Annotated in this window: 19 protein-coding genes; 11 read left to right on the forward strand and 8 right to left on the reverse strand. The window is 67.4% G+C overall.

Annotated elements, in window-relative coordinates; genetic code table 11:
• Nucleotides 1–27: 27 nt before the first annotated feature.
• Nucleotides 28–2,004: an APC family permease gene (locus tag BM372_RS08845; protein ID WP_090954246.1), complete on the reverse strand. Its 1,977-nt coding sequence runs from the start codon at nt 2,002–2,004 to the stop codon at nt 28–30.
• Between the two features lie 187 nt (nt 2,005–2,191).
• Between BM372_RS08845 and BM372_RS08850 the strand changes: the two genes are divergently transcribed.
• From BM372_RS08850 to BM372_RS08860, 3 genes are read left to right on the forward strand one after another with little or no spacing between them, the layout of a single operon-like run.
• The gene (locus BM372_RS08850) at nt 2,192–4,882 is read left to right on the forward strand and encodes a DUF4118 domain-containing protein (protein ID WP_090954248.1); all 2,691 of its coding nucleotides are present in this window, start codon (nt 2,192–2,194) and stop codon (nt 4,880–4,882) included.
• Complete coding sequence (locus BM372_RS08855) at nt 4,879–5,556, forward strand: response regulator (RefSeq protein WP_090954251.1); 678 nt, start codon at nt 4,879–4,881, stop codon at nt 5,554–5,556. Before BM372_RS08850 ends, BM372_RS08855 begins: the two co-directional genes overlap by 4 nt.
• A gap of 52 nt (nt 5,557–5,608) precedes the next feature.
• Complete coding sequence (locus BM372_RS08860) at nt 5,609–7,429, forward strand: sensor domain-containing diguanylate cyclase (protein ID WP_177235941.1); 1,821 nt, start codon at nt 5,609–5,611, stop codon at nt 7,427–7,429.
• Here BM372_RS08860 and BM372_RS08865 read toward each other — a convergent pair.
• A complete protein-coding gene (locus BM372_RS08865) occupies nt 7,426–8,616 on the reverse strand; it encodes an acyl-CoA dehydrogenase family protein (protein ID WP_090954573.1) in 1,191 nt (396 codons plus the stop codon). The genes BM372_RS08860 and BM372_RS08865 overlap by 4 nt on opposite strands.
• 332 nt (nt 8,617–8,948) lie before the next feature.
• Here BM372_RS08865 and BM372_RS08870 point away from each other — a divergent pair, with 332 nt between their 5' ends.
• Complete coding sequence (locus tag BM372_RS08870) at nt 8,949–10,706, forward strand: AMP-binding protein (RefSeq protein ID WP_090954255.1); 1,758 nt, start codon at nt 8,949–8,951, stop codon at nt 10,704–10,706.
• 2 nt (nt 10,707–10,708) lie between these two features.
• Nucleotides 10,709–11,215, forward strand: a complete 507-nt coding sequence (locus tag BM372_RS08875; protein WP_090954257.1) for a MarR family winged helix-turn-helix transcriptional regulator — start codon at nt 10,709–10,711, stop codon at nt 11,213–11,215.
• Nucleotides 11,216–11,287: 72 nt separating this feature from the next.
• Here the strand turns inward: BM372_RS08875 and BM372_RS08880 are convergent, their stop codons facing one another.
• Nucleotides 11,288–12,763 carry an aminotransferase class I/II-fold pyridoxal phosphate-dependent enzyme gene (locus BM372_RS08880; protein ID WP_090954259.1) on the reverse strand — a complete coding sequence of 492 codons (1,476 nt, stop codon included), beginning with the start codon at nt 12,761–12,763 and terminating at the stop codon, nt 11,288–11,290.
• A 177-nt stretch (nt 12,764–12,940) separates the two neighbouring features.
• Nucleotides 12,941–14,344, reverse strand: a complete 1,404-nt coding sequence (locus BM372_RS08885) for a M20/M25/M40 family metallo-hydrolase (RefSeq protein WP_090954575.1) — start codon at nt 14,342–14,344, stop codon at nt 12,941–12,943.
• A gap of 151 nt (nt 14,345–14,495) precedes the next feature.
• On the opposite strand from BM372_RS08885, the gene BM372_RS08890 reads away from it, so the two are divergent.
• The 4 genes from BM372_RS08890 (at nt 14,496) to BM372_RS08905 (ending at nt 19,579) form a co-directional block, all read left to right on the forward strand.
• A complete protein-coding gene (locus BM372_RS08890; RefSeq protein ID WP_090954261.1) occupies nt 14,496–15,098 on the forward strand; it encodes a Rho termination factor N-terminal domain-containing protein in 603 nt (200 codons plus the stop codon).
• On the forward strand, nt 15,085–15,510 hold the full coding sequence (locus BM372_RS08895) for a hypothetical protein (RefSeq protein ID WP_090954263.1): 426 nt from the start codon (nt 15,085–15,087) through the stop codon (nt 15,508–15,510). The genes BM372_RS08890 and BM372_RS08895 overlap by 14 nt, the downstream gene beginning before the upstream one ends.
• A 92-nt stretch (nt 15,511–15,602) precedes the next feature.
• The gene (locus tag BM372_RS08900) at nt 15,603–16,277 is read left to right on the forward strand and encodes a DUF6766 family protein (RefSeq protein WP_090954265.1); all 675 of its coding nucleotides are present in this window, start codon (nt 15,603–15,605) and stop codon (nt 16,275–16,277) included.
• Nucleotides 16,278–16,405: 128 nt separating this feature from the next.
• A complete protein-coding gene (locus tag BM372_RS08905; RefSeq protein WP_090954267.1) occupies nt 16,406–19,579 on the forward strand; it encodes a bifunctional cytochrome P450/NADPH--P450 reductase in 3,174 nt (1,057 codons plus the stop codon).
• A 35-nt stretch (nt 19,580–19,614) separates the two neighbouring features.
• Here the strand turns inward: BM372_RS08905 and BM372_RS08910 are convergent, their stop codons facing one another.
• The 4 genes from BM372_RS08910 to BM372_RS08925 are packed head-to-tail and all read right to left on the reverse strand — an operon-like array spanning nt 19,615 to nt 24,032.
• Complete coding sequence (locus BM372_RS08910) at nt 19,615–20,394, reverse strand: enoyl-CoA hydratase (protein WP_090954269.1); 780 nt, start codon at nt 20,392–20,394, stop codon at nt 19,615–19,617.
• Between the two features lie 44 nt (nt 20,395–20,438).
• Complete coding sequence (mmsB, locus tag BM372_RS08915; protein ID WP_256214137.1) at nt 20,439–21,425, reverse strand: 3-hydroxyisobutyrate dehydrogenase; 987 nt, start codon at nt 21,423–21,425, stop codon at nt 20,439–20,441.
• A complete protein-coding gene (locus BM372_RS08920; RefSeq protein ID WP_090954272.1) occupies nt 21,418–22,533 on the reverse strand; it encodes an enoyl-CoA hydratase/isomerase family protein in 1,116 nt (371 codons plus the stop codon). The genes mmsB and BM372_RS08920 overlap by 8 nt, the downstream gene beginning before the upstream one ends.
• On the reverse strand, nt 22,533–24,032 hold the full coding sequence (locus tag BM372_RS08925; RefSeq protein WP_090954274.1) for a CoA-acylating methylmalonate-semialdehyde dehydrogenase: 1,500 nt from the start codon (nt 24,030–24,032) through the stop codon (nt 22,533–22,535). Before BM372_RS08925 ends, BM372_RS08920 begins: the two co-directional genes overlap by 1 nt.
• Before the next feature lie 131 nt (nt 24,033–24,163).
• On the opposite strand from BM372_RS08925, the gene BM372_RS08930 reads away from it, so the two are divergent.
• Together BM372_RS08930 and BM372_RS08935 are read left to right on the forward strand one after the other, a co-directional pair.
• Nucleotides 24,164–24,970 (forward strand): exodeoxyribonuclease III, encoded by an 807-nt coding sequence (locus tag BM372_RS08930; RefSeq protein WP_090954276.1) that lies wholly within the window; start codon nt 24,164–24,166, stop codon nt 24,968–24,970.
• 31 nt (nt 24,971–25,001) lie between these two features.
• Nucleotides 25,002–25,943, forward strand: a complete 942-nt coding sequence (locus tag BM372_RS08935) for a DUF8083 family protein (protein WP_090954278.1) — start codon at nt 25,002–25,004, stop codon at nt 25,941–25,943.
• Nucleotides 25,944–25,992: the final 49 nt, after the last annotated feature.

The following is a 25,992-nucleotide window of genomic DNA, read 5'->3' on the forward strand; positions in this document are numbered from 1 at the left end:
TCCGGAGGGGCGTTTGTGCTCCCCGCGTCAGCCCACGTGCACCCAGGGCCGCCGCGTGACGTCAGGTTCAGCCTCACGCAGCACCTCCCGGGTGACCGGCGCGATTTCGCCCTCACCGAAGACCAGGAACCGCAACAGGTTGCTGACCGGGTTTCCCTCCGTCCAGCGGAAGTAGATGTGCGGCATCAGTCCCGTGACGTCGCGGATGTGCAGGAGCACAGAGGCGATCGTGTTGGGCACAACAGGCCCGTGGACCTCCAGGATCTGATACCCGTGCCGGACCACCCCGCGGACCTCGAGCGCGGTCTCGAAGTCCGAGGAGTCGTCCACCACGACTTCCAGGAACAATGCCTGGTAGTCCACCGGCAGGTGGCTGACCTCGATCGCGGAGGTGAGCTTGTCCCGGTACGCCTGTGCGCTCAGCCGCAGCGGCTCATGCGCGATGAGGGCGATGGGGCCGGTTTCGTTAGCGGCCAGGAATTCCAGGGCCGGGGTGTCCATGCGCACATGCGTGGCATGGAGCTCGAACGAGCGCCGGATGCGCGAGAGCAGGGAGATGACGATGATCCCGAGGATGAAGAACGCCGCGATCCGGATACCTTCGGGCCGTTCAAAGATATTAGCCACTGTGGTGTAGATGAAGACGACGGCGATGACCCCGAACCCGATGCTGCGCTTGCGCTGCCTCTTGCTCCGCGCCGAAAATGTCACGGCAACCGCCGCCGACGTCATCAGGACCAGGACGCCGGTGGCATACGCGCCGCCCTGGGCGTCGACGTCGGCGTCGAAGAGCCAAGTGATGCCAAACCCCACGAGCGTGAAGACGAGCACCAGCGGCCGGACCGCACGGGCCCACGCCGGTGCCATCCCATACCGGGGCAGATACCGGGGAACGAGGTTCAGGAGCCCGGCCATGGCGGAGGCGCCGGCAAACCATAAGATGCCGATCGTGCTGATGTCGTAGACCGTCCCAAAGCCTGCGCCCAAGTATTCGTGGGCGAGGAAGGCCAGGGCCCGCCCGTTTGCCTGGCCGCCCGGCTGGAACTCCTGCTCCGGAATCAGCACGACTGTGGTGAAGCTCGTGGTGACCAGGAAGGCGCTCATGATGACGGCGGCCGTGGTCAGCAGGCGGCGGGCGCCCTGGATCCGGCCTTTCGGGTTGTCGTCGGTGTCGGTAGCGTGCCCACGGATCTGCGGCATGACCGCGACACCGGTTTCGAAGCCCGAAAGGCCCAGGGCCAGCTTCGGGAAAACCAGCAGGGCTATGCCGACCACCATCAGCGGGTTGCCGTGGGAGGTGGTCAGCGCCAGCCACCAGTTTTCGACCGCGACAGGGTGGCCGAGGACCTCGAAGATCGTTGTAACAACCACAATCACGTTCAGCCCAAGGTAGAGACCCACAAGGACGACGGCGACGCCGATGGCTTCCTGGAAGCCGCGCAGGAACACCGCCGCGAGCAGGGCCAGCAGGAACAGCGTGACCGCGACGTTCTGCCCCTGCATCCACGCCGGGGCGAAGGGGTTCTCGATGGCGTGCGCGGTGGCGTCGGCGGCGGAGAGCGTCATGGTGATCATGAAGTCGGTGGCGGCGAAGCCCAGCAGCACCAGGACAAGGAGCTTTCCACCCCAGCGCGGCAACAGCCGCTCCAGCATGGCGATGGACCCTTCACCGCGCGGGCTTTCGCCGGCAACCCGGCGGTACACGGGCAGCGCGCCCAGCAAGGTCACGGCAACCAAGACGAGGGTGGCCAGCGGCGAAATGACGCCGGCCGCGAGCGCCGCAATGGCGGGCTGGTAGCCCAGGGTGGAGAAGTAGTCCACGCCGGTCAGGCACATGACCTGCCACCACGTGTGCTTTTTCAGGTGGCCGCCACTGGCGCCGCCGGGACCCTGATGGGTCCCCTTCGCGTCCTGGAGGCCGAACAGCAACCAGTTCCTGAACTGCTCTCCTGCGCCGGGCCGCGGCGCCGAAGGGTCCGCCGGGGGCCGGCTGAGCGTGGTCATGATGTCCTTTCCACGCGGCGCACCGCGCCGCTTCCATCCGGGACAGTACCAGCCGCCGCAACCTCCGCAACCGTCCGGCAGACAATCCTGATGGTTCCTTAACGCGGCACCGCGCGCCGCCCTCCGGGCGGCGCCCCCGTCTCTGGTGACGTCTCCATGTTGCGTCTGCAAGTGACAGAATGACGGCATGGCACGTGGAACGCTGCGGATCTTCCTGGGGGCCGCGCCCGGAGTGGGCAAGACCTACGAGATGCTGCAGGAAGCGCACCGCCTCGGCGGGCGCGGCGAGGACGTTGCCGTGGCGTTCGCTGCGGACCACGGCCGCTCCGATACGCGGGCTCTCCTGGACGGTCTCGAGGTCATCCCGCCACGCCGCCTTCGCACCAGGGGCACCGAGTTTGAAGAAATGGATCTGGACGCCGTCCTGGCCCGGGCCCCCGGGGCCGCGGTGGTGGACGAATACGCCCATTCCAACGTCCCGGGCAGCCGCAACCCGAAGCGCTGGCAGGACGTGGACGAGCTCCTGAATGCCGGAATCAATGTCCTGTCCACGGTCAACATCCAGCATCTGGCCTCCCTCGGCGATGTGGTCAGCGCCATCACCGACGTCGGCCAGGCGGAGGCCGTGCCGGGTGACGTGCCGAATGAGGCCGTGCTGGGTGAGAGCGTGCCCGACGACGTCGTCCGCCGCGCCGATCAGATCGACCTGGTCGACATCCCACCTGAACTGCTCCGCCAGCGCCTCAGTGACGGCAAGATCTACGCCGCTGACAACATCGATGCCGCCCTGTCCAACTATTTCCGGCTGGGCAACCTCAGTGCGCTTCGCGAGCTCTCCCTGCTGTGGCTGGCCGACCGGGTCGACGAAGGGCTCGCGAAGTACCGGGCCGAGCACGGAATCCACGGCAACTGGCCCGCCCGCGAGCGCATCGTTGTGGGCCTGACCGGCGGCCCCGAGGGCGAGGCGCTCATCCGGCGCGCGGCGCGCATCCTGACCCGCGTCAGTGGCGGCGACCTCCTGGCCGTCCACGTGCGCGCGGCCGACGGAGTCTCCTCGGAGTCGCCGCAGGCACTCGAACGGCAGCGGCGGCTGACCTTGGACCTAGGCGGCAGCTACCACATCGTGGCAGGAGAAGACCCGGCCCCCGCGCTGCTGGACTTCGCCCGCAGCGTCAACGCCACCCAAATCGTGGTCGGGATCTCGCGCCGAAAGAACCTCGCGGCACTGCTGGGCGGTTTTCTGGGCGGCGGCGTCGGCACCCGGGTGGTGCGCGATTCCGGCGACATCGACGTCCACATGGTCCCGCACGCCCTCGGCGGCCAGGGCAGCGGCGTGCCGCGCCCCCGTGACCTCGGCCGGGCCCGTGTTGTGGTGGGGTTCGTCCTGGCGGTCCTGGTGCCCGTGCTCCTGCAACTGCTCCTCGCACTCCTAAACCCGGAACAAAACATTGCAACGGCCATGCTCGTCCAGCTCAGCGGCTCCGTGGCGGTCGCGCTCGTCGGCGGCCTGTGGCCGGCGGTCCTGGCCGCCCTGTGGAGCAGCCTGCTGGTGAACTACTTCTCCACACCCCCGACCGGCCATCTGATCATCAGCGACCCGCAAAACTTCCTGGCGCTGTTCGTCTTCCTGGGAGTGTCGGCTGCCGTGGCCCTGGTGGTGGACCTGGCTGCCCGCCGCTCGAAGGAGGCGGCACGGGCGAGAGCAGAGGCCGCCACGCTCAGTGATCTCACCCGTGGGGCAGCCGGCTCGGAGGACACCGTCGAGGCGCTGCTCGATCAGGCCCGGACCGTCTTTCAGGTCAGCGGAACGGCCCTGTTCAGCCGGGGCGGCGACGGAACCTGGCAGCGCCTGGCGTCCGCCGGTCAAGTCCCGGAAGGCGCAGTTCGGCAAGACACAGGGCGACAAGACACAGGGCGGCAAGGCCCTGCAACCGACGGAAGCCCCGACGGCGAGAACGTCGAGGAAATCGACGCCGGCACCCGCCTCGTCCTCTACGGGCGGATCCTGCCGGCCAGCGACCGGCGGCTCCTCGCGGCCTTCGGCGTGCACCTGGCCGCCCAGCGCGAACGCCAGCAGCTGATGGCCAGCCAGCGCGAGATGATGCGCCTGGCGGAGAGCAACACCATGCGCACCTCCATCCTCCGCGCAGTCTCCCACGACCTCCGGACGCCACTGGCCGGGATCAAACTCGCCGTCGGCGCTCTCCGGGGGACCGGTGTCCGGTACACCCCGCAGGAAGAGCAGGAACTGCTCGCCACGATCGAAGAGTGCTCCGACCGGCTCGACGTGCTGGTCGGGAACCTGCTGGACATGTCCCGGATCACGTCCGACTCGGCCAGCCCCCACCTCCGCCCGCTCCGCTGGTACGAAGTACTGCCCGGCGCACTGCACGGCGTCCCGCCGGGCCGGGTGCGGGTGGAGCTTCCGGCCAACATGCCCGAGGTGGATGCGGACCAGGGCATGCTGGAGCGCGTGGTCGCCAACATCGTCGAAAACGCGGTCAAGTATGCTCCGGATTCGGACATCGTGGTGGTGGGAGCCGCAGGCGGGCTCGGTCCGGCGACGCTCGGCGGGCGTCCCGCGGGCGAGCTGCGCATCATTGACCACGGCCGCGGCGTCCCCGCGGAACGGGTCCTGGACATGTTCCGCCCGTTCCAGCGCCTCGACGACGCCAGCCGGGCCGCCGGCGTCGGACTCGGCTTGGCCGTGGCGAAAGGTTTCACCGAGGCAATGGGCGGACGGCTGGCAGCGGAGCCGACGCCGGGCGGGGGCCTGACCATGGCCATCAGCCTGCCGCTCTCTACCGGCGCCCCCGTCGATGCCGGTCCGGGCCGGGCGCCGCTGGCGCCGTCGCCCTCGGGACAGGACGCGCCATGACCGCCGTCCTGGTGGTCGACGACGACCCCTACCTGTTGCGGGCGCTGCGCATCACCCTGCAGGCCCACGGCTACGACGTCTCGACGGCGACGGACGGCAGGACCGCGCTGCTCAAGGCCAGGCAGGAGCCGCAGCTGTCGGTGGTGATCCTGGATCTCGGCCTGCCGGATCTGGATGGAACGGCCGTGATCCGGGAGCTGCGCGGAAACAGCAGCGTCCCGGTCCTGGTGCTTTCCGCCCGCCACGGCTCCGAGGACAAAGTCCAGGCGCTCGACGCCGGTGCTGATGACTACATCACCAAACCGTTCGGCCTGGACGAGCTGCTGGCCCGGCTCCGCGCCCTGCTGCGCCGCAGCATCGAACCTGTTCAGGATGCGGTGGTCAATACGGAGAACTTCACCGTGGATCTGGGCAAGCGCAGGGTGCTTCGGGCTGGTCAGGACGTCCGGCTAACCCCCACGGAATGGAAAATCCTGGAGGTTCTGGTCCGGAATCCTGAGAACCTCATCACTCAGCAGCAACTGCTGTCCAAAGTCTGGGGTCCGGCGTACGCCAAGGAGACGAACTACCTGCGGGTCTACATGGCCCAGCTGCGCCGCAAGCTGGAGCCGGACACCACCAATCCACGCCATCTGCTCACGGAGGCCGGCATCGGCTACCGCTTCATGCCCTGACGGCTTTTACTGCCGGTTTTTCCCGCCGCGGCCGGACATGGATACTTGGGCAATGACTAATCGCAGCCCGCTCAACAGGGACGATGCCGGCCCGTCGCCGCTGCCGACTATCCCGGCGCAGCTGCGGGCCGTCCTCAACGGGATCCCGGCCATGGTGGGTTATTGGGACACGGGGCTCCGCAGCCGGCTAGCCAACGATGCTTACTGCAAGTGGTTCGGGATCGAACCGCAGGACCTGAACGGCATGCATGTCCGGGACGTGCTCGGGGACGCGGCCTTCGAGGCGACCCGGCCGCTCATCGAGCGGGTGCTCGCCGGAGAGGCGCAGCAGTTTGACCGGACTCTAGTGGATGCCGCGGGCGAGTCTCGCTATACCGAGGTCACGTATACCCCCGATTCGCGCGACGGCGCGGTGCAGGGCTTCTTTGTCGTGGTCACGGACGTTACGGAGCGAGTGCTCGCCGACCGGCGCCGGCAGCGGGACATGGACCGGTACCGCGCCCTGGCGCGGAGCGTCCCCGGCGTTTTCGTGCTCCTCTTCGACGCCGAGCTGCGCTACCTGATCGCCGAAGGGCAGGAGCTGGAGACCTTCGGCTACCGCGCGGAAGAGCTCGAAGGCCGGCGCATCCAGGACGTACTCAAGGGCGACCTCGCCAGCGAGCTCGAACCCCGCTACCGCGCGGCCCTCGCGGGCCGGGAGGTCTCCTGGAGCCGGCAAATCGGCCACCGTACCTACCGGTTGAAGGCCGGGCCGGTCTACTCCGACGAGGACGCCACGGCCGGCATGGTGGTGGCCGTTGATGTCACTGAACGCCTGCAGCAACAGCAGGTGTGGGAGGCCCTGCATGAGATTGCGACCGCCGTTGCCCGCAACGCCGCCCCCGCAGACATCTCCGAGCGGGTCGCCGCCATTGTCCGCGAGCTGTTCAACGTGGACTCAGCCGCCGTCGTCCGTTTCACGGGGGCCTCGTCGGCAGAAATCGTCGCCATGGCCCCGACGCTCCCGCCGACGCTGAGCCGCCGCCACATCTTCGCCCCGACGGACGAGTCCGCCACCGTCCGGGTGGCCGTGACCGGAAAACCTGCCCTCGTTGTCTACCGGCCGGATGGAGGCCCGGCGGCGGAACAGATGCGCGCCGGCGGTTTCCAGTCCGCGGCGGCCGCGCCGGTCCGCGTCCGGGGGAGCCTGTGGGGCGTGGTGACCCTGACCTCGAAGTCCCGGACAGGCGTCACGGAAGCGATGATGGAGCGGCTGGCCCAGTTCGCGGAGCTCGTCGAGATAGCCATCGGCAACACGGAGGCCTGGACCGACTTGGAGCTTCAGGCCACCACCGATGCCCTGAGCGGCCTGCCCAACCGGCGGGCCCTGGAACAGCACCTCGCCGAACAGGTGGCGCTGGCCGGGAGCCGCGGGACCAACCTGAGCGCCGTCGTCCTCGATATCGACCACTTCAAGCGGATCAACGACACCTATGGCCACCTGACGGGCGATGTGGTGCTGGCGGAGGTGGCGGCCAGGCTCCGCGCGGCCGCTCGCGCCGGTGAGTTCGTGGCCCGCTTCGGCGGTGAAGAGTTCGTGTGGCTGCTCCCGGAAACTAATGGTGCCGAGGCCCTGCGGGCGGCCGAACGGGCACGGGAGGCCATTGCCTCGCAGCCGTTCGGGGACGTTGGCTTCCTGACCATCTCCGCCGGGGTGTGCGAGCAGCGCGACGCCATGGCGGGTTCGCTCCTGGACTGCGCGGACCGGGCCCTCTATGAGGCCAAGAGCGCCGGGCGCAACCGGACGTCGCGCTACGGCCACCCCACGCAGGCGGTCCAGTCCGCCGGAGAGCAGGCCCTGGGCAGCACGCGGGCCAGCGGCCGGGGAGCTTAGACGAAGGCCGACTTCCCCGTCACGGCCCGTGCCACGATCAGAGAATTGATTTCGTAGCTGCCCTCGTAGGTGTAGAGGATCTCGGCGTCGCCGAAGAGCTTGCCCATCTCGTAGTCGCTGCTGATCCCGTTCCCGCCCAGAAGGGACCGGCCCATCGCCACGGAGGCCCGGGCCAGCCGCGTGGTGGTGGATTTGGCCATGGCGGCCTGGGCCATCTCAAGCTTGCCGTCCTCCTGGATCCTGGCCAGCTGGGCCATCAGGGCCAGGGAGGCGGTCGCGTTGCCCAGGATCTCGGCGAGCTGCTGCTGGACGAGCTGGAAGCGGGCCAGCTCCTTGCCGAACTGCTTCCGTTGCAGGGCATAGGACCGCGCGACGTCGAACGCGGCCAGCTGGATGCCGGCGCCCTGCCAGCCCACCCAGGCCCGGGAGTCGCGCAGGAGCTCGTTGGCTTTGGAGAAGTCGGTGGCTCCGGGCAGCAGATTGGTTTCGGGGATGCGGACCTCGTCGAGGACGATGTCCGCGTTCTGCATGATGCGCAGGCCGATCTTGTTCGCGATCTTCGTGGCGGTGTAGCCGGGCCGGTCGGTCTCGACGATGAAGCCCTTGATCTGCTGGTCGGCAACGTCCCGGGCCCAGACGAGCGCAAAGTCCGCGATGGTGCCGGCGCCGATCCAGCGTTTGGCGCCGTTGATCACCCACTCGCCGCCCTCCCGCCGCGCCGTGGTTTCCAGGCCGCCGGCGATGTCCGAGCCGTGCTCCGGCTCGGTCAGGGCGAACGCTCCGAGCTGCGTGAAAGCGGTGAGGCCGGGCAGCCAGCGGGCCTTCTGCTCCTCGGACCCGAGCTGGTCAATCATGCCGACGATCAGCTCGTTGTGAATGCCCACGAGTGCCGAGAGCGAGACGTCGGCGCGGGCCACCTCGACGTACATGAGTCCCTTGAAAAGCTTGGACGTGCCATCCGTCTGCAGGCCGCCCAGGCCGTATTTCCCGAGCTCCGCGAGCAGGCCGAAGGGAAACTCCTCGCGGTTCCAGTAGTCGATCGAGGCCGCCCGGATCCGGGACTGCAGAAACTCCCGGACCTCCTGGTACCGGAGCTGCTCGTCCGACGGCAGCAGGTCCACGATGTACATCAGGTCCGCGTCGGGAAACGGCGGCTGAACCGTGTCCGCCGGGGCGACGGCCGTCATGCCCGCTTCCGCTGTCGTGCCCGCTTCCGCTGTCGTGTCAGCTTCCGCTGTGTTGTCTGCTTCCGCGGTGTTGTCTGCTTCCGCGTTGGCATCCTGTCCGCTGGCACGTCCTTGTCGCTGCACGGGCGCATCTCCCCTCGTTACGCGCCGTCTGCAGAGCGGCGCCGCTCTTCCAAACCCTTGGATGTCCTAGTATATTGCACAGTGACGGGGATCACTAGGCCAGCAACGCGCCGGTCCGGTGGAACCCAGGCAACGGCGCCGGACCGCGGATTTTCCGAATTGACGGACTTTCCGGAATGGTTGCGCCAGAGGACTTCGAAAGGTGCACCATGACCGTGACTGAGGAATTCAGGGCCGCGAGGGACCGGCTGCTGGCCCTCCGCGGGGACTATGACGCCGCCCGGAGCGAATTCCAGTGGCCGCGCTTCGAGGAATTCAACTTCGCGCTGGACTGGTTCGACCAGATCGCCGCAGATCCGGCCAAGGCGGACAAACCGGCACTAGTGATCGTCGAGCAGGACGGGTCAGCCACCCGGCGCAGCTTCGCGGACCTCTCCCGGCGCTCGTCCCAGGTGGCCAACTGGCTGCGCGGGCAGGGCGTTCAGCGCGGGGACCGGATGATCATCATGCTCGGCAACCAGGTGGAGCTGTGGGAACTGATGCTGGCCGGCATCAAGCTGGGCATCGTCCTGATTCCCACCACCACCCTGATGGGCCCCGCCGATCTCCGGGACCGGGTGGAGCGCGGCGGCGCGGCGTGGGCCGCCGTCGGAAGCGCCAACATCGCCAAGTTCGCCGAGGTCCCGGGGAACTACGCCCTGATCGAAATCGGCGGCGCCGCTCAGCCCGCCGCGACACCCCCAAGTCCGGCCGCTGCGACGGAAAATGCCCTGCAGTACCGCGATGCTGCCGCGGCCGGCACGGACTTCACCCCCGATCGCCCCACTTTGGCCGACGAGACCCTCCTGCTCTACTTCACCTCCGGCACCACGTCCAAGGCCAAACTGGTGGAGCACACGCACACCTCGTACCCGGTGGGACACCTGTCCACGATGTTCTGGATCGGGGTGGAACCCGGCGACGTGCACCTCAACGTCGCTTCGCCCGGCTGGGCGAAGCACGCCTGGTCCAACGTGTTCACGCCCTGGATCGCCGAGGCCTGCGTGTTCATCTACAACTATGACCGCTTCGATGCCAAGGCGCTCATGGAACAAATGGACCGCGAATCCGTAACCAGCTTCTGCGCCCCGCCCACGGTGTGGCGGATGCTGATCCAGGCCGACCTCACGCGGCTGTTGAATCCGCCCACCAAGGTGGTGTCCGCCGGCGAACCGCTCAATGCCGAGGTGATCGACCAGGTCCACCGGGCCTGGGGGCAGAGCATCCGGGACGGCTTCGGGCAGACGGAAACCACTGTGCAGATCGCCAACACCCCCGGCCAGCCCATCAAGATCGGCGCCATGGGCAAGCCGCTGCCCGGCTACGACGTGGTGCTCGTGGACCCCGCCACAGGGCAGGAAACCGACGACGGCGAACTCTGCCTGCGCCTGGACCCCCGGCCCGTGGGACTCATGAAGGCCTACCACGGCGACCCGGAGAAGACCGCGGAGGCTTTCCGCGGCGGCTACTACCACACGGGGGACATGGCGAGCCGGGACGAGCGCGGCATCATCACGTACGTGGGCCGCGGCGACGACGTCTTCAAATCCTCCGATTACCGGCTGTCCCCGTTCGAACTGGAGAGCGTGCTGATCGAGCATCCGGCGGTGGCGGAGGCCGCCGTCGTCCCCTCCCCCGACCCGCTCAAGCTGTCGGTGCCGAAGGCGTTTGTGGTCTTGGCGGCCGGGCACCAGCCCGGCCCGGAGCTCGCCGAGGACATCTTGCGTTACTGCCGGGACCATCTGGCCCCGTTCAAGCGGATCCGACGACTGGAGTTTGCCGAGCTCCCCAAAACGATCTCCGGCAAGATCCGGCGCGTGGAGCTGCGGCACAGCGAGGAGTTGCGCCACGGCGGCGGGCCCCTCCCCCAAGGCTTGGGGGTCGAGTACTCCGACTCCGACTTCCCCGGGCTTAAGGGTCAGGGCTGAGCATGGGAACGCCCCTGCCGCGGGATCCGATCGCCGACGCCCGGCTGAACTGGGAGCGCCACGGCTGGTCCGACGTCGCCGCACCAATGGCCGCGATCACGGCCATCATGCGGACCCAGCAGATTCTGCTGGGCCGGATCGAAGCTGTGCTCAAGCCGTTCGGACTCACTTTTGCCCGGTACGAGCTGCTGGCGCTGCTCAGCTTCGCCCGCAGCGGCGCGCTGCCCATGAACAAGGCGAGCGCGCTGCTGCAGGTCCACCCCACCTCGGTCACCAACGCCGTGGACCGGCTCCAGGACGCCGGGCTGGTGATGCGCTCGCCGCACCCCACGGACGGCCGCACCACCTTGATCGAGCTCACCCCCGACGGCCGCGCTCTGGCCAAACGGGCGACGGCGGTGCTGAACTCCGAGGTCTTCGGCCAGTCGGGCTTCGGGGACCAGGACGTGGACCAGCTGATCCGGATTCTGGGTACGTTCCGCCAGAACGCCGGGGATTTCAGCGGCTGACGCCCGGACCGTGGGGCAATCGACCATGGACCGGGCTGCCGGGCCATCGCCCCGAAAGACGCCAGCCGGCGGTCAACCGGCCTCAGGGGGTTCCGGGACGACACGAATGGTCTTCAGCGAGGGGTCGGCGGGGTCGGGCAGGACCATGCCCGCTTCCTTTCCGGAGACGAGGTACTCGAGGACCGCGGCGTTGATGCGCTCCCCGGGAAGGATGGCCGGTACGCCGGGCGGGTACGGAGTGATTTGTTCGGCGGCAATGCGTCCGGCGGCCTCTTCGACGGGGACCACCTCGACAGGTCCGAAGAAAGCGTCGCGGGGAAGCTTTACGGTCTTCATCTCCAGATCGGAGGAACGCGGCAATCGAACCTCTGAAGGGCGGGGCAAATCCTTGGCCGCGCTGCAGAGCGCCTGGAGGGACTTCATCAGCCGCTGGGCGCTCGATTCGTCATCGGACGTTGAGAGGGTCGCCTCGATGCGGCGGTGATCGTTGAGCCCCACGTCGATGGTGCAGTTCGTCCTAAGCCAGTCCGCCGCCTGATAGCCGCTGATACCCAGTTCCTGGACGTCCATCAGTACGTGCAAGCGGTCCAGGTCATGGGAGGCCTCGGCTCCGATCAGTTCGTCTTCGAGGACGTGGATGCCCGAAAGCGTGTCGATGCGCGACCTGAGATCTGTGGCCAGGTTCAGGGCGTCGTCGAGGAGCCGGCGTCCGTGCTGGGCCATCTGGTGGCGCCACGCATCGATGCCCGCGTACATGATGACGCTCGAGCTGGTGGTGGAGAGCAGGTCCGCGCACTGTCGCAACCGGACAGGATCCACCAGTCCGCCCTGCAGGTGATAGACAGATCCCTGTTCGAAACCCATGCCCATCTTGTGGACGCTGACGACGCAGATGTCCGCGCCAGCATCCATGGCCCAGGTGGGGAGGTCGTCGTGGAACGGCAGGTGCGCGCCCCATGCTTCGTCGATGATGAGCGGTTTGCCTCGTTGATGGCAGATCTCCGCAATGGTCTGGATATCGGCGCAGGTTCCATACGGCGTAGGGCTAACGATCATGGCCGCCGCGGCGTCCGGATGGCGCTGCCACATGCTTTCCACCGCTTCAGGCGACGGCGGATGGGCCAGATGCAACTCGTCATCCCAGCTGGGGCTTATCCACCGGGGTTGAAGGCCGGACAGGATCAAACCTGCAGTGACCGACTTGTGTGCGTCCCGGCCAACCAGGATTTCTCCGGTGCCACGGGTGACGGCCAAAATCGCAGCCTTGACAGAGAGCGAACTGCCGCACGTTGAGAAGAACGCGTGTTGGGCGCCCACCGCGTCGGCCATGAGTTCCTGGGCCTTCTGCAGGTAGCCGTTGGAGGAGGAACGGTCGTCCAGGCCCGCCGAGGCGAGAACATCCGAGCGATAAGTGTCCTTGCCCAGGACGTCCACGGCAGTTTCAGCCGCCCCGCGGCCCTGCCGGTGGCCGGGCGGGGTGAACCCGTAGCGGTCCTTGCGGTGGTAATCGGCCAGCGCGCTGACTATAGGGGTTTCGTCCTGATCCATGCTGATACGCCTCCTACGGCAACCGGCTAGAACTCGTGCCTCACGCTAGCCCTGCCATTCCGCTCCCGCAAGGAAACCTTTCAACGGGCGGGACCTACGTTGCCTGTTCCCCCCTTGCTGCTTGCCTTGGGCACGAAACTGCGAAGTCTTCGCAACCGTTCTCCCCTGCAAAGGGCCTCAGCCGCGCCGCTTGTTCCCAAGGGCCGCGAGCAGCAGGGCTTCGGCCAGGATCCCGTTCTGGAGATCCCCGAGGTGGACCGACTCGTCCGGCCCGTGCGCGCGGGAGTCCGGATCCTCAGCTCCGGTAATGAGTATCGTCGCCTCGGGAAACCTGCCGGCCAGATGCTCGACAACCGGGATCGATCCGCCGACGCCCATCCTGACCGGGGCGACGCCCCAGGCCTGCTCCATTGCCCACAGGGCGGTGCGGGAGGCCTGGTCGTGCGGAGACGCAGAGAACGGGGCGCTCGCGCTCCCTGGCACGAACCGAACTTCGGCCCCAAACGGCGCGTTCGCCAGAACGTGCCGGCGTACCGCTTCCATCGCCTTGTCCGGGTCGGTGCCCGGCGCCAGGCGGAGGCTGAATTTTGCCCGCGCCGAGGGCAACAGGGTGTTTGAAGCCACCGCCGTTCCTGGAACGTCCAGGCCGATGATCGACAGTGCGGGCCCGTTCCACAGCCTCCATGCGATGCTTCCCGTGCCCGCCAACTGCAAGGCGTTCGGCAGCGAAGCCTGGGCGCGGAACTCCTTTTCGTCGATGTCCGCCTCCGGAGCCGCAGGGTTTTTCACGGCCGGAAGCCCCCGAATGGTGACCGCGCCGTCGCCATCGTGGAAGGTCGCGATCAGCCGGGCCAGAAGAGTTACAGCGTCAAGGACGGGTCCGCCAAACGTGCCCGAATGCAACCCGTGGTCGAAGGCTTCAACCTCGATGAGCCCGTCGACCAGTCCGCGGAGGCTGGTGGTGAGGGCGGGGACCCCGACTTGCCAGTTTGCGGAGTCCGCAACGATGACGACGTCAGCGCGAAGCTGTTCCTCGTGCACGTTGAGCAGCCCATCCAGGGTGGGAGAACCGGATTCCTCCTCGCCTTCAATGAAAAACGTGACGCCGAGGCCGAACCCGGCTCCCAGCATGTCAGTGAGGGCCCGGTATGCGGCCAAGTGCATGATGATTCCCGCCTTGTCGTCGGCCACTCCCCGCCCCCAGAGCCGCCCGTCGCGTTCAACGGCGGTGAACGCCGGTGCGCTCCACTGCTCCGGATCGCCGGGCGGTTGGACATCGTGGTGGGCGTACAGCAGAACCGTGGGTTGGCCTGCCGCTGCAGGTTTCCGTGCCAGAACTGCCGGGCCGCCCGGCTTTCCGTTCTGCCCCGCTCCTCGAACAATCCGGACATTACTGACGCCGGCATCCCGCAGCAGCCCGGCTACGGCTTCGGCACTATGGTCCAAGTGCGCCGGATCAAATGCGGGCCAAGCAATTCCTGGAATTTCGACCAGTTTCACAAGGTCAGCCACAGCCGCCCTAAAACCAGCTTCCACCCGGTCCCGGAGCGCACCAACGGGAACACCGCCTCCGATCGTCATGCCCATACCCTAGACCCAAGAAACAGGTCCGCAGGGTCAGAAAGCGCCGATGCGGAGCACCGTACGGCAGGACACTTGACCGGGCTTCCGGCGGGGACTAAAAAATAAGTAGCCTTAGTACCGTGTCGGACCTGCTCGAGGAGGAATTGGCATGAGTGACAAGCCAGGTAACCAGACGCCGGACACCCCTGACGTCAGCGAGACAGAGCTGCGGGCGATGAAGGTGGATGAGCTCCGACAAGAGGCCAGAGACCAAAACATCAGCGGCGCTGCGGGAATGCGCAAAGAGGAGCTGGTGCAGGAAGTCGCCAGTGCCCGGTCCGGCGGCGGCAAAGAAGGTGATCCGGGCTCCGACGCGGAGGACCTTGGTGCTGGCCCCGAAGGCGGCAAAATCCGGCACGGCGATGCCTCATCCAGTTCGCTGAAGTATTCGCAGGAAGTCACCTCCACCGAGGATGAACCCGAACGGGAGGGCCGCAGCCTCGCCACGACCCACCATGAGGTCATCAGGCAGTGGGCTGACGAACGTGGCGGCGTCCCGGCCACGGTTGAAGGTACTGAGCACGGCGATCATCTGGGGGTGCTGCGCATAGATTTTGGCGGCGACGACAGCAACCTTCGCCGTGTCAGCTGGGAGGAATGGTTCAAAACGTTTGACGGGCGCGGCCTCAATTTCATCTACCAGGAACGGCGTACGGACGGAACGCAGTCCAACTTCTTCCGGCTGGAAAACCCAGAACGTGAAGACGCCTAAGTCGATCAGGTGCCTGCGATTCGGGCTCCTCGCCGTGCTCACGCTCTCGGGAGGCGCACTTTCGGGGTGTGCCGCTGACGGAACGGCGGCGGCAGAAGCGGCCGAAGCATTCCACCGGGACGTGGCCAGCTCCGATATGACGGCGGCGTGCTCGCTGCTCCAGTCCAAAACCCGCGAGGATACCGCCCGGTCCAGCGATGCCGGCACCTGCGAGAGTCAGCTGGAAAAGGATAAGATCCCGGACCCCGGAAGACTGCTGGGCACCGAGCAGTTCGGCCGGGACGCCTTCGTGAAGTTCGAGAACGACACGGTTTTCTTGGCCGCCTCCGACGCGGGCTGGAGAATAACGGGTGTCGGCTGCGCTCCCAACGGGGAAGAAGCGCCGTACACCTGCGAAGTAGGAGGAAAATAGGATGCGCTGGAGCTTCACGCTGTACTTGGTCCTCATTTTCGGCGGCTTGGCCTACATGGGCGCCGTCGGGCTCGTCCGGGGATAAGCGAACCGTGAAAGTAGCAATCAGAAACAACGGCCTCAGCCTCTTTTTCGGCCTGATCTTCCTCCTGGCCCTGCTGGGCCAGGCGCTCACCGGCCATGCCCTCTTCAATGAGGAGCAGATGGCCTCTGGGCTGGAGGAAATCAGCTTCGGGCAGTACCTCCTTTCGTCGAACTTTGCCGTAGACGTCGCGGAAAACTGGCAGTCGGAGTACCTGCAGTTCCTGCTGTACATCTTCGCGACCGTCTGGCTCGTCCAGAAAGGATCGCCCGAGTCCAAGGAACTGAACGAGCCCGGCCTGGAGTCGGACAAGGAACAGCTCGTGGGCGACTACAGCAACGCCAAGTCCCCGAAGTGGGCCCGCGTCTCCGGCTGGCGGCGGACCGTGTACTCGAACTCGCTCGGCATGACGATGGGGCTGATCTTCCTCCTGTCCTGGCTGGTCCAGTCCATCGCGGGGAACAGCAACTACAACCAGGAGCAGATCCAGAACTTCCAGCGGCCGGTTAGCTGGCCTGAGTACATTGCATCGCCGGAGTTCTGGAACCGCACGCTGCAGAACTGGCAGTCTGAGTTTCTCGCGGTGGGGTCCATGGTGGTCCTATCGATCTACCTCCGCCAGCGCGGCTCACCGGAGTCCAAGCCGGTGGGTTGTGCACACGACGACACGGGCACCACAGGCTAGGCAAGCGGCGGGTACCTGTTTTGCCCGGGATCTGAGCGGAGTATCGTGGATCCGACCGGGGCTGTCCGGCCCGGCGGTTCAGCAGTTTGTGCTTACAAGCGTTCATCGGCGACCGCTTAGGAGGGCCCGTGCCTTCATCCAGCATCCCCATCCCCCAGCCTCCCCCGCGGCCGGTGGTGGGAAATCTGCCCGACATCGACTCCAGCAAGGGGATCCTGGGTCTGGTCGAGGTGGCCGAGCAGTACGGCCCGATCGTCCGGATTCAATTCTTCAACCGCAGCGTCATTGCCGTCTCCTCCCAGCAGTTCGTCAACGAGGTCTGCGATGAATCCCGTTTCGGCAAGGTGCTCGGCGTCGCCCTTCGGCAGGTGCGGCAGTTCGCGGGCGATGGCCTGTTCACCGCGGACACGCAGTCACCGAACTGGCAGAAGGCACACCGGATCCTGATGCCGGCGTTCGGGCCCGCGGCACTCAAGCGAATGTTCGCCGGCATGGACGACATCGTGGAGCAGCTGTTGCTCAAGTGGGAAAGGCTGGGCCCCACGGCGCGGATCGACGTGCCGGACAACACCACCCGCCTGACGCTGGACACGATTGCCCTGTGCTCGTTCAACTACCGGTTCAACAGCCTTTACCGGGAGCAGATGCATCCCTTCGTCGGGGCCATGGTCCGGGCCCTGGTCGAATCCGGGGACCGGGCGCGCAGGCTCCCCGTGCAGAACAAGATCATGCTGCGCAGACGGCACCAGCTCGAGGAAGACCACGCCCTGATGTTCGAGGTTGCCGAGCAGATCATCAGCGACCGGCGGCGCAATCCCAGCCCGGCGGGCAGCGAAGACATTCTGGACACCATGCTCATCGCGGCCGACCCGGTGACCGGCGAGCGGCTATCCGATGAAAACATCCGCTATCAGATGGTCACCTTCCTGATCGCCGGGCACGAGACCACCAGCGGCCTGCTGTCCTTTGCGCTCTACGAACTGCTCCGCCATCCGGGTGTCCTGGCCAAGGCGCGCGCCCAGGTGGACGAGGTCCTTGGCACCGAAAGCGCCCGATTCGAGCACCTGCCCCGGCTGGGGTACCTGGACCAGATCCTCAAGGAAACGCTCCGGCTGTGGCCGACCGCACCGGCGTTCAACGTGGCACCATACGAGGACACGACGCTCGGCGGCCGCTACGACATCCCTGCGGGCCAGCCCATCCTGGTGTTGATCCCGCTGCTGCACCGGGACAAGGCGGCGTGGGGCGAGGACGCCGAGATCTTCGATCCGGAACGGTTCTCCCCGGCACGTGCCGCGGAAATCCCCGCCAACGCGTGGAAGCCCTTCGGTAACGGGCAGCGCTCCTGCATCGGCCGGGGATTCGCCCTGCAGGAGGCCATGCTCTTCCTGGCCAAGCTCCTGCAGCGCTTCGAGATCACGGCGGCGGACCCCGGCTATGAACTGCAGATCAAGCACACCCTGACCATGAAGCCGGAAGGACTGTTCATCCACGTGCGCCGCCGGGACGTCCGGATCGAGCCGCCACCCCATGCCGCCGTCGAGCCTGCCCGGCAGGCGGAACCGCCGGCCGCCGCCCCCAATGGCGTCCCGATCCGGGTGCTTTACGGTTCGAACGCGGGCACGTCCAAGGACTTTGCCCAACGGATCGCCAACGACGCCGGACGGCGCGGCTACAGCCCCACCATCGGCACGCTCGACGAGGCCGCCGGCGGATTGCCGACGGAGGGGCTCGTCGCGATCGTGTCCTCGTCCTACGAGGGACAGCCGCCGGATAACGCCCGGAAGTTCCTGGCCTGGACCGTAGGGCTGCAGCCGGGCAGCCTCGCCGGCGTCAAATACACGGTCTTCGGCAACGGCAACAAGGACTGGGCGCAAACGTATCAGGAAGTGCCCAAGGCCATCGACGCCCGGCTCGAGGCCGCCGGCGCCGTACGCGTCTACGCCCGGGGCGAGGCCAACGCCCGCGGCGACTTCTTCGGCGATTTCGACGAGTGGTATTCCGGATTCTGGCCCGCAGTGGATGCCGCCCTCGGGCAGCGCACCAGTCCCCCGGCCGCGCAGCCGCAACTCGAACTTCAGTTCGTGGGCAACGTCCGGGAACCGATGCTGCGCCAGAACGGGCTGGCCCTCGGCACCGTCGTCGCGAACCGGGAACTGGTGGACATCACCAAACCCGGCGCCAGGTCCAAGCGGCATGTCGAGATCGCGTTGCCCGAGGGCATGAGCTACCGGACCGGCGACTATCTGGCCGTGCTGCCGCTGAATCCCAGCGGACTCGTGCAGCGGGCCCTGGCCCGGTTCAACCTCGACTATGACTCGCACGTCCTGTTGAGCATGGAGCGCGGAGACACGTTCCTGCCCACCGGCATTCCCGTTGCCGTGGGCGAACTGCTGAGCAGTTACGTCGAACTTGCGGTCCCGGCGACACGCATCCAACTCGAGGACCTGGCCGACGTCGCGGCGGATCCTGAGCACCGTGGGGAACTTGAGACCCTGGCGCAGGACCGCGGGCGCTATGCGGCCGAAATTCTCGACAAGCGCGTTTCCCTGTTGGATCTGCTGGAAACCTACCCGTCCTGCCAGCTGTCGTTCACGTCGTTCCTGCAATTGCTGACCCAGCTGACTCCCCGGCGCTACTCCATCTCCTCGTCCCCGCTCTGGAGCCCTGACCATGCGACGCTGACCTTCGCCGTCATCCAGGCGCCGGCGTGGTCCGGTCGCGGGATCTTCGAAGGGGCCTCTTCGACCTTCCTCGCCCAGGCCAGGCCCGGCTCACGGGTCGCGGTTACTGTTCGTCCCTCGAATACGGCATTCCACCCGCCCGCGTCCCTGGAGGTCCCGCTCATCATGGTGTGTGCCGGGACCGGACTGGCGCCGTTCCGCGGTTTCGTCCAGGACCGTGCGCTCCGGGCACAGGCCGAGGGGCTGACGCCGGCACCTGCCCTGCTGTTCTTCGGCTGCCGCGCCCCGGACACGGACTTCCTCTACCGCACCGAACTGGACGCCTGGGCCGGGGAAGCCAACCTCGATCTCCGGCCGGTGTTTTCGACCGCACCGGAAGACGGGCTGAAGTACGTCCAGGACCGGCTCTGGGCGGACCGGGGCGACGTCGTCGAGCTCGTCAAACAGGGCGCCACGGTCTACGTCTGCGGCGACGGGAAGCACATGGCACCGCAGGTCCGCGAGACGTGCGCGATGATCTACCGGGAGGCGACCGGCGCCTCACAGGCGGACGCCGCCGCGTGGATGGACGAGGTGGAACGTGCCCACGGCCGGTACGTGGCGGACATTTTCACCTGAGCCGGCGCCAGGTCGCTGAACTGGCGGCGGCCGAACTAGCGGTGGTTGAACTCGGGCTGGCGCTTCTCGGTGAAGGCTGCCATGCCTTCCTTCTGGTCCTCGGTGGCGAACAGCGAGTGGAACACCCGCCGTTCAAAGAGCACGCCCTGCGCCAGCCCGGTCTCAAACGCCGCGTTCACGGCTTCCTTGGCCACCATCGCCACCGGCTTGGACTTGGAGGCGATCACCTCGGCGGCCTTCAGCGCCTCCTCGACGACGTCGGCGGCCGGGACCACCCGGGACACCAGGCCCGCTCGTTCGGCTTCCTCGGCGTCCATGAAGCGGCCAGTCAGGATCATGTCCATCGCCTTGGACTTTCCGACCGCGCGGGTGAGCCGCTGGGAGCCGCCCATACCCGGGAGCACTCCGAGGTTGATTTCGGGCTGGCCGAACTTGGCGTTGTCTGCGGCGATGATGAAATCGCACATCATTGCCAGCTCGCAGCCGCCGCCCAGCGCGAAGCCGGACACGGCCGCAATGACGGGGATGCGCAGCCGGGTGAAGTCCTCCCAGCCACGGAACCAGTCCGCCGCGTACATGTCCATGTAGCCCTTGGACTGCATTTCCTTGATGTCCGCACCGGCGGCGAACGCCTTCGCCGAACCGGTCACCACCACCGCACCCACTTCCGGGTCGGCGTCCATCGCGGTGGCGGCCTTCACGAGCTCGTCCATCGTGGCCTTGTTGAGGGCATTCAGGACGTCCGGCCGGTTAAGCGTCACGAGGCCCACCCGGCCGCGGCGCTCCACCAGGATGTTCGCGTACTGTTCCGTCATGCGTGTTCCCCTTAAATGGTGCTGGTTCTGGCTTCGGCCCGGGTCTAGCGCCCGGCAGCGCCGGATTCTGATTTGTCCCGGATATCGGTGATGATGCCGGAGAAGTCCCGGCCGGCACCGCCTTCCGCGGCAAAGGTATCGTAAATTTCGGAGGCGAGCGGGCCGAGCCGGGCCGCGACGCCGGTGCTCTGGAGCGCGTTAAGGGCCAGCCTGAGGTCCTTGGCCATCAGCGCACCGGCAAAACCGGGCTGGTAATCCCGGTTGGCGGGGCTCGTCGGGACCGGCCCCGGCACGGGGCAATTGGTGGTCAGTGCCCAGCACTGCCCCGAGGCGGCGGAAGCGACGTCGTACAGTGCCTGGTGGGTCAGGCCGAGCTTCTCGCCCAGCACGAAGGCTTCGCTGACCGCGATCATCGAGACGCCCAGAATCATGTTGTTGCACACCTTGGCCGCTTGGCCCGCGCCGTGCGCGCCGCAGTGGACCACCCGTTTGCCCATGACTTCCAGCATCGGCCTGACGGCCTCGAAATCCTCCGGGAGGGCGCCGACCATAAACGTCAGCGTGCCCGCTTCGGCACCCACCACGCCGCCGGACACGGGAGCGTCGACGGCACGGCGGCCGGCCGCGACCGCGAGTGCTGCGGCCTCGCGGGCTTCGTCCACATTGATCGTGGAACAGTCCAGGAACATGGTGCCCGGCGCCGCGGTCTCGAGCAGGCCGGGCGCACCGCCCGTGCCCCGGTAAGCGTCCAGGACGTGTTGGCCGCTGGGCAGCATGGTCAGTACGACGGCGGCGCCGGCCGCCGCCTCCACCGCCGTCCGGGCGGTCGGGATGCCGTGCTCCCGGGCAGCGTCCAGGGCCGCCGGCACGACGTCGAAGCCGGTCACCGTGTAGCCGGCCTTGACCAGGTTCACGGCCATCGGTCCGCCCATGTGCCCGAGGCCCAGGAAGGCGATGGTGCCCGTTTCAGACGGTGCTGTACCGGCCTGCGCTGTTCCAGACGGTGCTGTTTCTGATGCGGCTTCAGACATTGTCCTTCTCCTTCGGAGCGAGCTTCAGTTCGCGTTCGCCCACCGGGGCGAAATAGGCCTCGACGTCCTCCCGGGTGACCTGCGCCAGGGTGGCGGGCTTCCAGCGGGGATTGCGGTCTTTGTCCACCACCTGGGCGCGGATGCCTTCACGGAAGTCCGGTCCGGCGAGAAAGTGCAGACCGACGCGGTACTCCTGTTCCAGGGCCCGCTCCAGGGCCTGGTCCGGGCCCAGGGCGCGGACGCGGCGCAGGGATTCCAGCGCCACCTTCACCGCGGTGGGCGACTTGGCCTCGATGGTGTCGGCGGCGTCGGCCGCTTCCCCGCCCGCTGTGCGCAGCCGGCCCAGGATTTCTTCGGCGTCATCGCTGGAGTAGCAGGCGTCGATCCACTCCTGCTGCCCGGCGAGAACAGACGGCGGGGCCGGTTCGGCGAAACGTGCGACGGCGGCTTCCACCTGTTCGGCTTCGAGCGCTGCAGCCAGTTCCGGCAGCCGTTCCGAGGGCACGAAGTGGTCGGCCAGGCCCAGGAACAGCGCGTCCGCCCCGGTCAGGTGGGCACCTGTCAGGGCCGCATGCGTACCCGTCTCCCCCGGTGAGCCGGAGAGCAGCAGGGTGCCGCCGACGTCGGGCGCGAACCCGATGGTCGTCTCGGGCATGCCCGAGCGGGTGCGTTCGGTGACGATCCGCGCCGAGCCGTGCGCGGAGATCCCCACTCCGCCGCCCAGCACCAGCCCGTCCATGAACGCGACGTAGGGCTTGGGGTATTCGGAGATGAGCAGGTTCAGCCGGTACTCGACGGCCCAGAAGTCGGCGGTGGCGTCCCCGCCGTCGAGCATGTCCCGGTAGATGGCCACGATGTCCCCGCCGGCGCAGAGGCCCCGGTCGCCGGCGCCACGGACCAGCACCGCGGCGACGGCGTCGGCCTCGGCCCAGAGGGTAAGCTGCTCCAGCATGGCGGCGGCCATCCCGGCCGTGAGGGCGTTGACGGCCTTGGGCCGGTTGAGCGTCACGACGCCGAGCCGGCCGCGCCGTTCAAACAGGACTTCCTCGCCTACGGCCCCGCCGGCCTCGGCTCCGCCGGCGGCTTCCCGGGCAGCCTCCTCCCCCATCAGCTGCCTTCCGGCATCACGAAGCTGGCGCCCTGGCGGACTCCGGAGGGCCAGCGGGTGGTCACCGTTTTGGTCTTGGTGTAGAAGCGGAAGGCGTCGGCGCCGTGCTGGTTGAGGTCCCCGAATCCGGAAGCCTTCCAGCCGCCGAAGGTGTAGTACGCGATCGGCACGGGAATGGGGACGTTGATACCCACCATGCCCACCTGGACCCGGCTGGCGAAGTCGCGGGCAGCGTCGCCGTCGCGGGTGAAGATGGCCACGCCGTTGCCGAATTCGTTTTCGCTGCAGAGCCGGAGGGCCTGCTCGTAGTCTTCCGCGCGGAGCACGCTGAGCACCGGGCCGAAGATTTCTTCCTTGTAGATCTTCATGTCCTTCGTGACGTTGTCGAACAGCGTGGGGCCTACCCAGAAGCCGCCGTCGTAGCCTTCCACCTTCAGGCCGCGGCCGTCGGTGAGCAGGCTGGCGCCTTCGTCGACGCCCGAGGCGATATAGCCTTCGATCCTTTCCTTGGCCGCTGCCGCCACGACGGGGCCGAAGTCGGAATCCTTGGCGAGGCTGGGGCCGACTTTGAGCCCGGCGATCCGGTCCTGCAGTTTCTCCACCAGTGCATCTGCGGTCTTCTGGCCCACCGGGACCGCCACCGAGATCGCCATGCAGCGCTCGCCCGCAGAGCCGAAGCCTGCCCCGATGAGGGCATCGGCGGCCATGTCCAGGTCAGCGTCGGGCATGATCACCATGTGGTTCTTGGCGCCGCCGAAGCACTGGGCGCGCTTGCCGTTCGCTGCGGCGGTGGCGTAGATGTACTGGGCAATGGGCGTGGAACCGACAAAGCCGATGGCCTGGACCCGGGGGTCCTCAAGCAGCGCATCCACAGCGGCTTTGTCCCCGTTGACCACGTTGAAGACGCCGTTGGGCAGGCCCGCCTCGGTGAAGAGCTCCGCCAGGCGGAGCGGCACGGAGGGGTCCCGTTCTGAAGGCTTGAGGATGAAGGCGTTGCCGGCGGCGAGGGCCGGCCCGGACTTCCACAGCGGGATCATGGCCGGGAAGTTGAACGGCGTGATGCCGGCGACGACGCCGAGGGGCTGGCGCATCGAGTGCACGTCGATTCCGGCCCCGGCGCTGTCCGAGAACTCGCCCTTGAGCAGGTGCGGGGCGCCGGCGGCGAATTCGACGACTTCGATGCCGCGCTGGATGTCACCTTTGGCGTCGGGGAAGGTCTTGCCGTGCTCGGAGGAGAGCAGGGTGGCGAGTTCGTCCATGTTCTGGTTGACCAGGTCCACGAACTTGAGCAGGATCCGGCCGCGCCGCTGCGGGTTCATGGCGGCCCATTCCAGCTGGCCCTTTTCCGCGCTGGCAATCACATTGTGCACTTCCTCTGCGCTGGCCAGCGGCAGCCGGGCCTGGACCTCGCCGGTGCAGGGATCGTACACGTCGCTGAACCGGCCGGACGTGCCGTCCACCCGCTGCCCGTCGATGTAATGGGATAGCTCTCGAACCATGACCGAATGCTCCTTTGCATGTGACGCAGATCATCTCTGCAGCCGAATATACTCGGACTTCCTACTAATTTCCAGAGGGCGGTGACGGCCGTCCGCTTCGTCCGCGGGCCAAGTTCGGTAAGTTAGGGACTGTGAAGATTGCTACCTGGAATGTGAACTCGCTCCGTGCCCGCGCCGACCGCGTGGAGGCATGGCTTCAGCGCACGGACTGTGACGTCCTGGCCATCCAGGAAACGAAGTGCAAGGACGAGAACTTCCCGTGGGAGCTGTTCGAAAACATGGGCTACGAGGTGGCGCACTTTGGCCTGAGCCAGTGGAACGGCGTCGCGATCGCCTCCCGGGTGGGGCTCACCGACGTCGAACGCAGCTTCCTGGACCAGCCCATGTTCGGCAAGAACGGCAAGGATGCCGTGCAGGAGGCCCGGGCGATCGGCGCCACGTGCGGCGGCGTCCGGGTCTGGAGCCTCTATGTCCCCAATGGCCGTGCCCTCGACGATGAACATATGCCCTACAAGCTCAACTGGCTGGACATCCTGAAGACCCACGCCGGCACGTGGGTCACGGAGGATCCCCAGGCGCAGATCGCGCTGATGGGGGATTTCAATATTGCACCCCTGGATGAAGACGTCTGGGACATCGACTTTTTCCGGTCCGGCGGCCTCACCCACGTCAGTGAGCCGGAGCGCGAGGCTTTCCGCGCCTTTGAGGCTGTGGGCTTCCAGGACGTGGTCCGCCCGCACACCCCGGGCCCCGGCGTCTACACCTACTGGGACTACACCCAGCTCCGCTTCCCGAAGAAGGAAGGGATGCGGATCGATTTCATCCTGGGCTCCCCTGCCCTGGCCGCGCGGGTGACCGGTGCGATGATCGACCGCGAGGAGCGCAAGGGCAAAGGCGCCTCGGACCATGCCCCGGTGTTGGCGGAACTGGCGGACTAATGGCTGCCGCCCAGGGAAGCGTCGTGATCCAATGACGGGAAACATTTACCGCGGCCAGGCCGGGCTGCCGTTCTCTTCCGCGCTCCGGATCTACGAGCCCCTCGAGGCGTTCCCCGAAAAGCAGCAAGATTCCCTGCGGGCCGCCGGCGCCAGGCAGGCGTCCCGCGCGGCAGTGGAGAACGCCGAGCTGATGGCGTCATTGGGACGCATCACGCGTCCGGACGGGGACCCTTTCCCCACCGGCCGGACCGACCTCGTGCGCGTTGTTCCCGCGCCGGCAAAGCAGGCGCCCGCCGGGGCGGGGCACGAAAGCCCGGGACACGAAGGCTTAGGGCCCGACGCCGTCGCGGCCGGCGCCGCTTCGGCCGGGCAGGCCGAGCGGCTGCTGTACTGCCCCAGCCAGCTGGTGCTCCGCGCCGGGCTGGCCGCGAACGCCCTGATCGAAGGCATCCACGGGCCCCTGGCCGAGCTGCTGATTCCGGAGGAACAGCGGGACAAGCACCAGGAGCGCATTGATGAGGTGCGGGCGCATGACGGCGTGAGCCGGGTCCATACCCGGGCCTCCACGTGGGGCATCCCCTTTAGCTGGTTCTGCCTCTTCCAGGAAGCGGACCACACCGACGTCGTGGAGTCCGAGGGCCACATTGCCACCGTCCGCATCCGCGCGAGCATCGGCAACGCGCTGGAGCGCGTGAGCTATGCCGTGGCACACCTGGCCATCGCCGCGCCCGATCTCGATATGCTCGAGGACCTGACCCAGCTCACGGAGTGGCTTGAACTATTTCACCCGGGTTCCGTCGTGGAACTCGACTACGGCGCAGTGGCAGACAAGGTCTATCCGGATGATTCGCCGCTGGACGTGCGCCTCGGCATCGAGTGCCTGGCCGAAGGCGACATGACCGGGGCCGCCGCGGCGTACCGCCGGCTGGCCTCACGCTGGGTCCCGATCCGGCAGCTGGCCCGCGCCTCCTAGGCCGGCGCCGGCCGGGCTGTCCCCGGGCGGCGCAGGACATCAGGCCGCC

This window comes from Arthrobacter sp. ov118, from assembly GCF_900116495.1.
Classification (GTDB): domain Bacteria; phylum Actinomycetota; class Actinomycetes; order Actinomycetales; family Micrococcaceae; genus Arthrobacter.

Bases quoted from the DNA above. Each gene is read 5' to 3' on its own strand.
- BM372_RS08845 (WP_090954246.1), bottom strand. From the start codon at position 2,004: ATGACCACGCTCAGCCGGCCCCCGGCGGACCCTTCGGCGCCGCGGCCC.
- mmsB (WP_256214137.1), bottom strand. From the start codon at position 21,425: ATGTCTGAAGCCGCATCAGAAACAGCACCGTCTGGAACAGCGCAGGCC.
- BM372_RS08890 (WP_090954261.1), top strand. From the start codon at position 14,496: ATGAGTGACAAGCCAGGTAACCAGACGCCGGACACCCCTGACGTCAGC.
- BM372_RS08925 (WP_090954274.1), bottom strand. From the start codon at position 24,032: ATGGTTCGAGAGCTATCCCATTACATCGACGGGCAGCGGGTGGACGGC.
- BM372_RS08885 (WP_090954575.1), bottom strand. From the start codon at position 14,344: ATGACGATCGGAGGCGGTGTTCCCGTTGGTGCGCTCCGGGACCGGGTG.
- BM372_RS08875 (WP_090954257.1), top strand. From the start codon at position 10,709: ATGGGAACGCCCCTGCCGCGGGATCCGATCGCCGACGCCCGGCTGAAC.
- BM372_RS08860 (WP_177235941.1), top strand. From the start codon at position 5,609: ATGACTAATCGCAGCCCGCTCAACAGGGACGATGCCGGCCCGTCGCCG.
- BM372_RS08910 (WP_090954269.1), bottom strand. From the start codon at position 20,394: ATGACGGAACAGTACGCGAACATCCTGGTGGAGCGCCGCGGCCGGGTG.
- BM372_RS08935 (WP_090954278.1), top strand. From the start codon at position 25,002: ATGACGGGAAACATTTACCGCGGCCAGGCCGGGCTGCCGTTCTCTTCC.
- BM372_RS08865 (WP_090954573.1), bottom strand. From the start codon at position 8,616: ATGACGGCCGTCGCCCCGGCGGACACGGTTCAGCCGCCGTTTCCCGAC.
- BM372_RS08850 (WP_090954248.1), top strand. From the start codon at position 2,192: ATGGCACGTGGAACGCTGCGGATCTTCCTGGGGGCCGCGCCCGGAGTG.
- BM372_RS08920 (WP_090954272.1), bottom strand. From the start codon at position 22,533: ATGGGGGAGGAGGCTGCCCGGGAAGCCGCCGGCGGAGCCGAGGCCGGC.
- BM372_RS08855 (WP_090954251.1), top strand. From the start codon at position 4,879: ATGACCGCCGTCCTGGTGGTCGACGACGACCCCTACCTGTTGCGGGCG.
- BM372_RS08880 (WP_090954259.1), bottom strand. From the start codon at position 12,763: ATGGATCAGGACGAAACCCCTATAGTCAGCGCGCTGGCCGATTACCAC.
- BM372_RS08870 (WP_090954255.1), top strand. From the start codon at position 8,949: ATGACCGTGACTGAGGAATTCAGGGCCGCGAGGGACCGGCTGCTGGCC.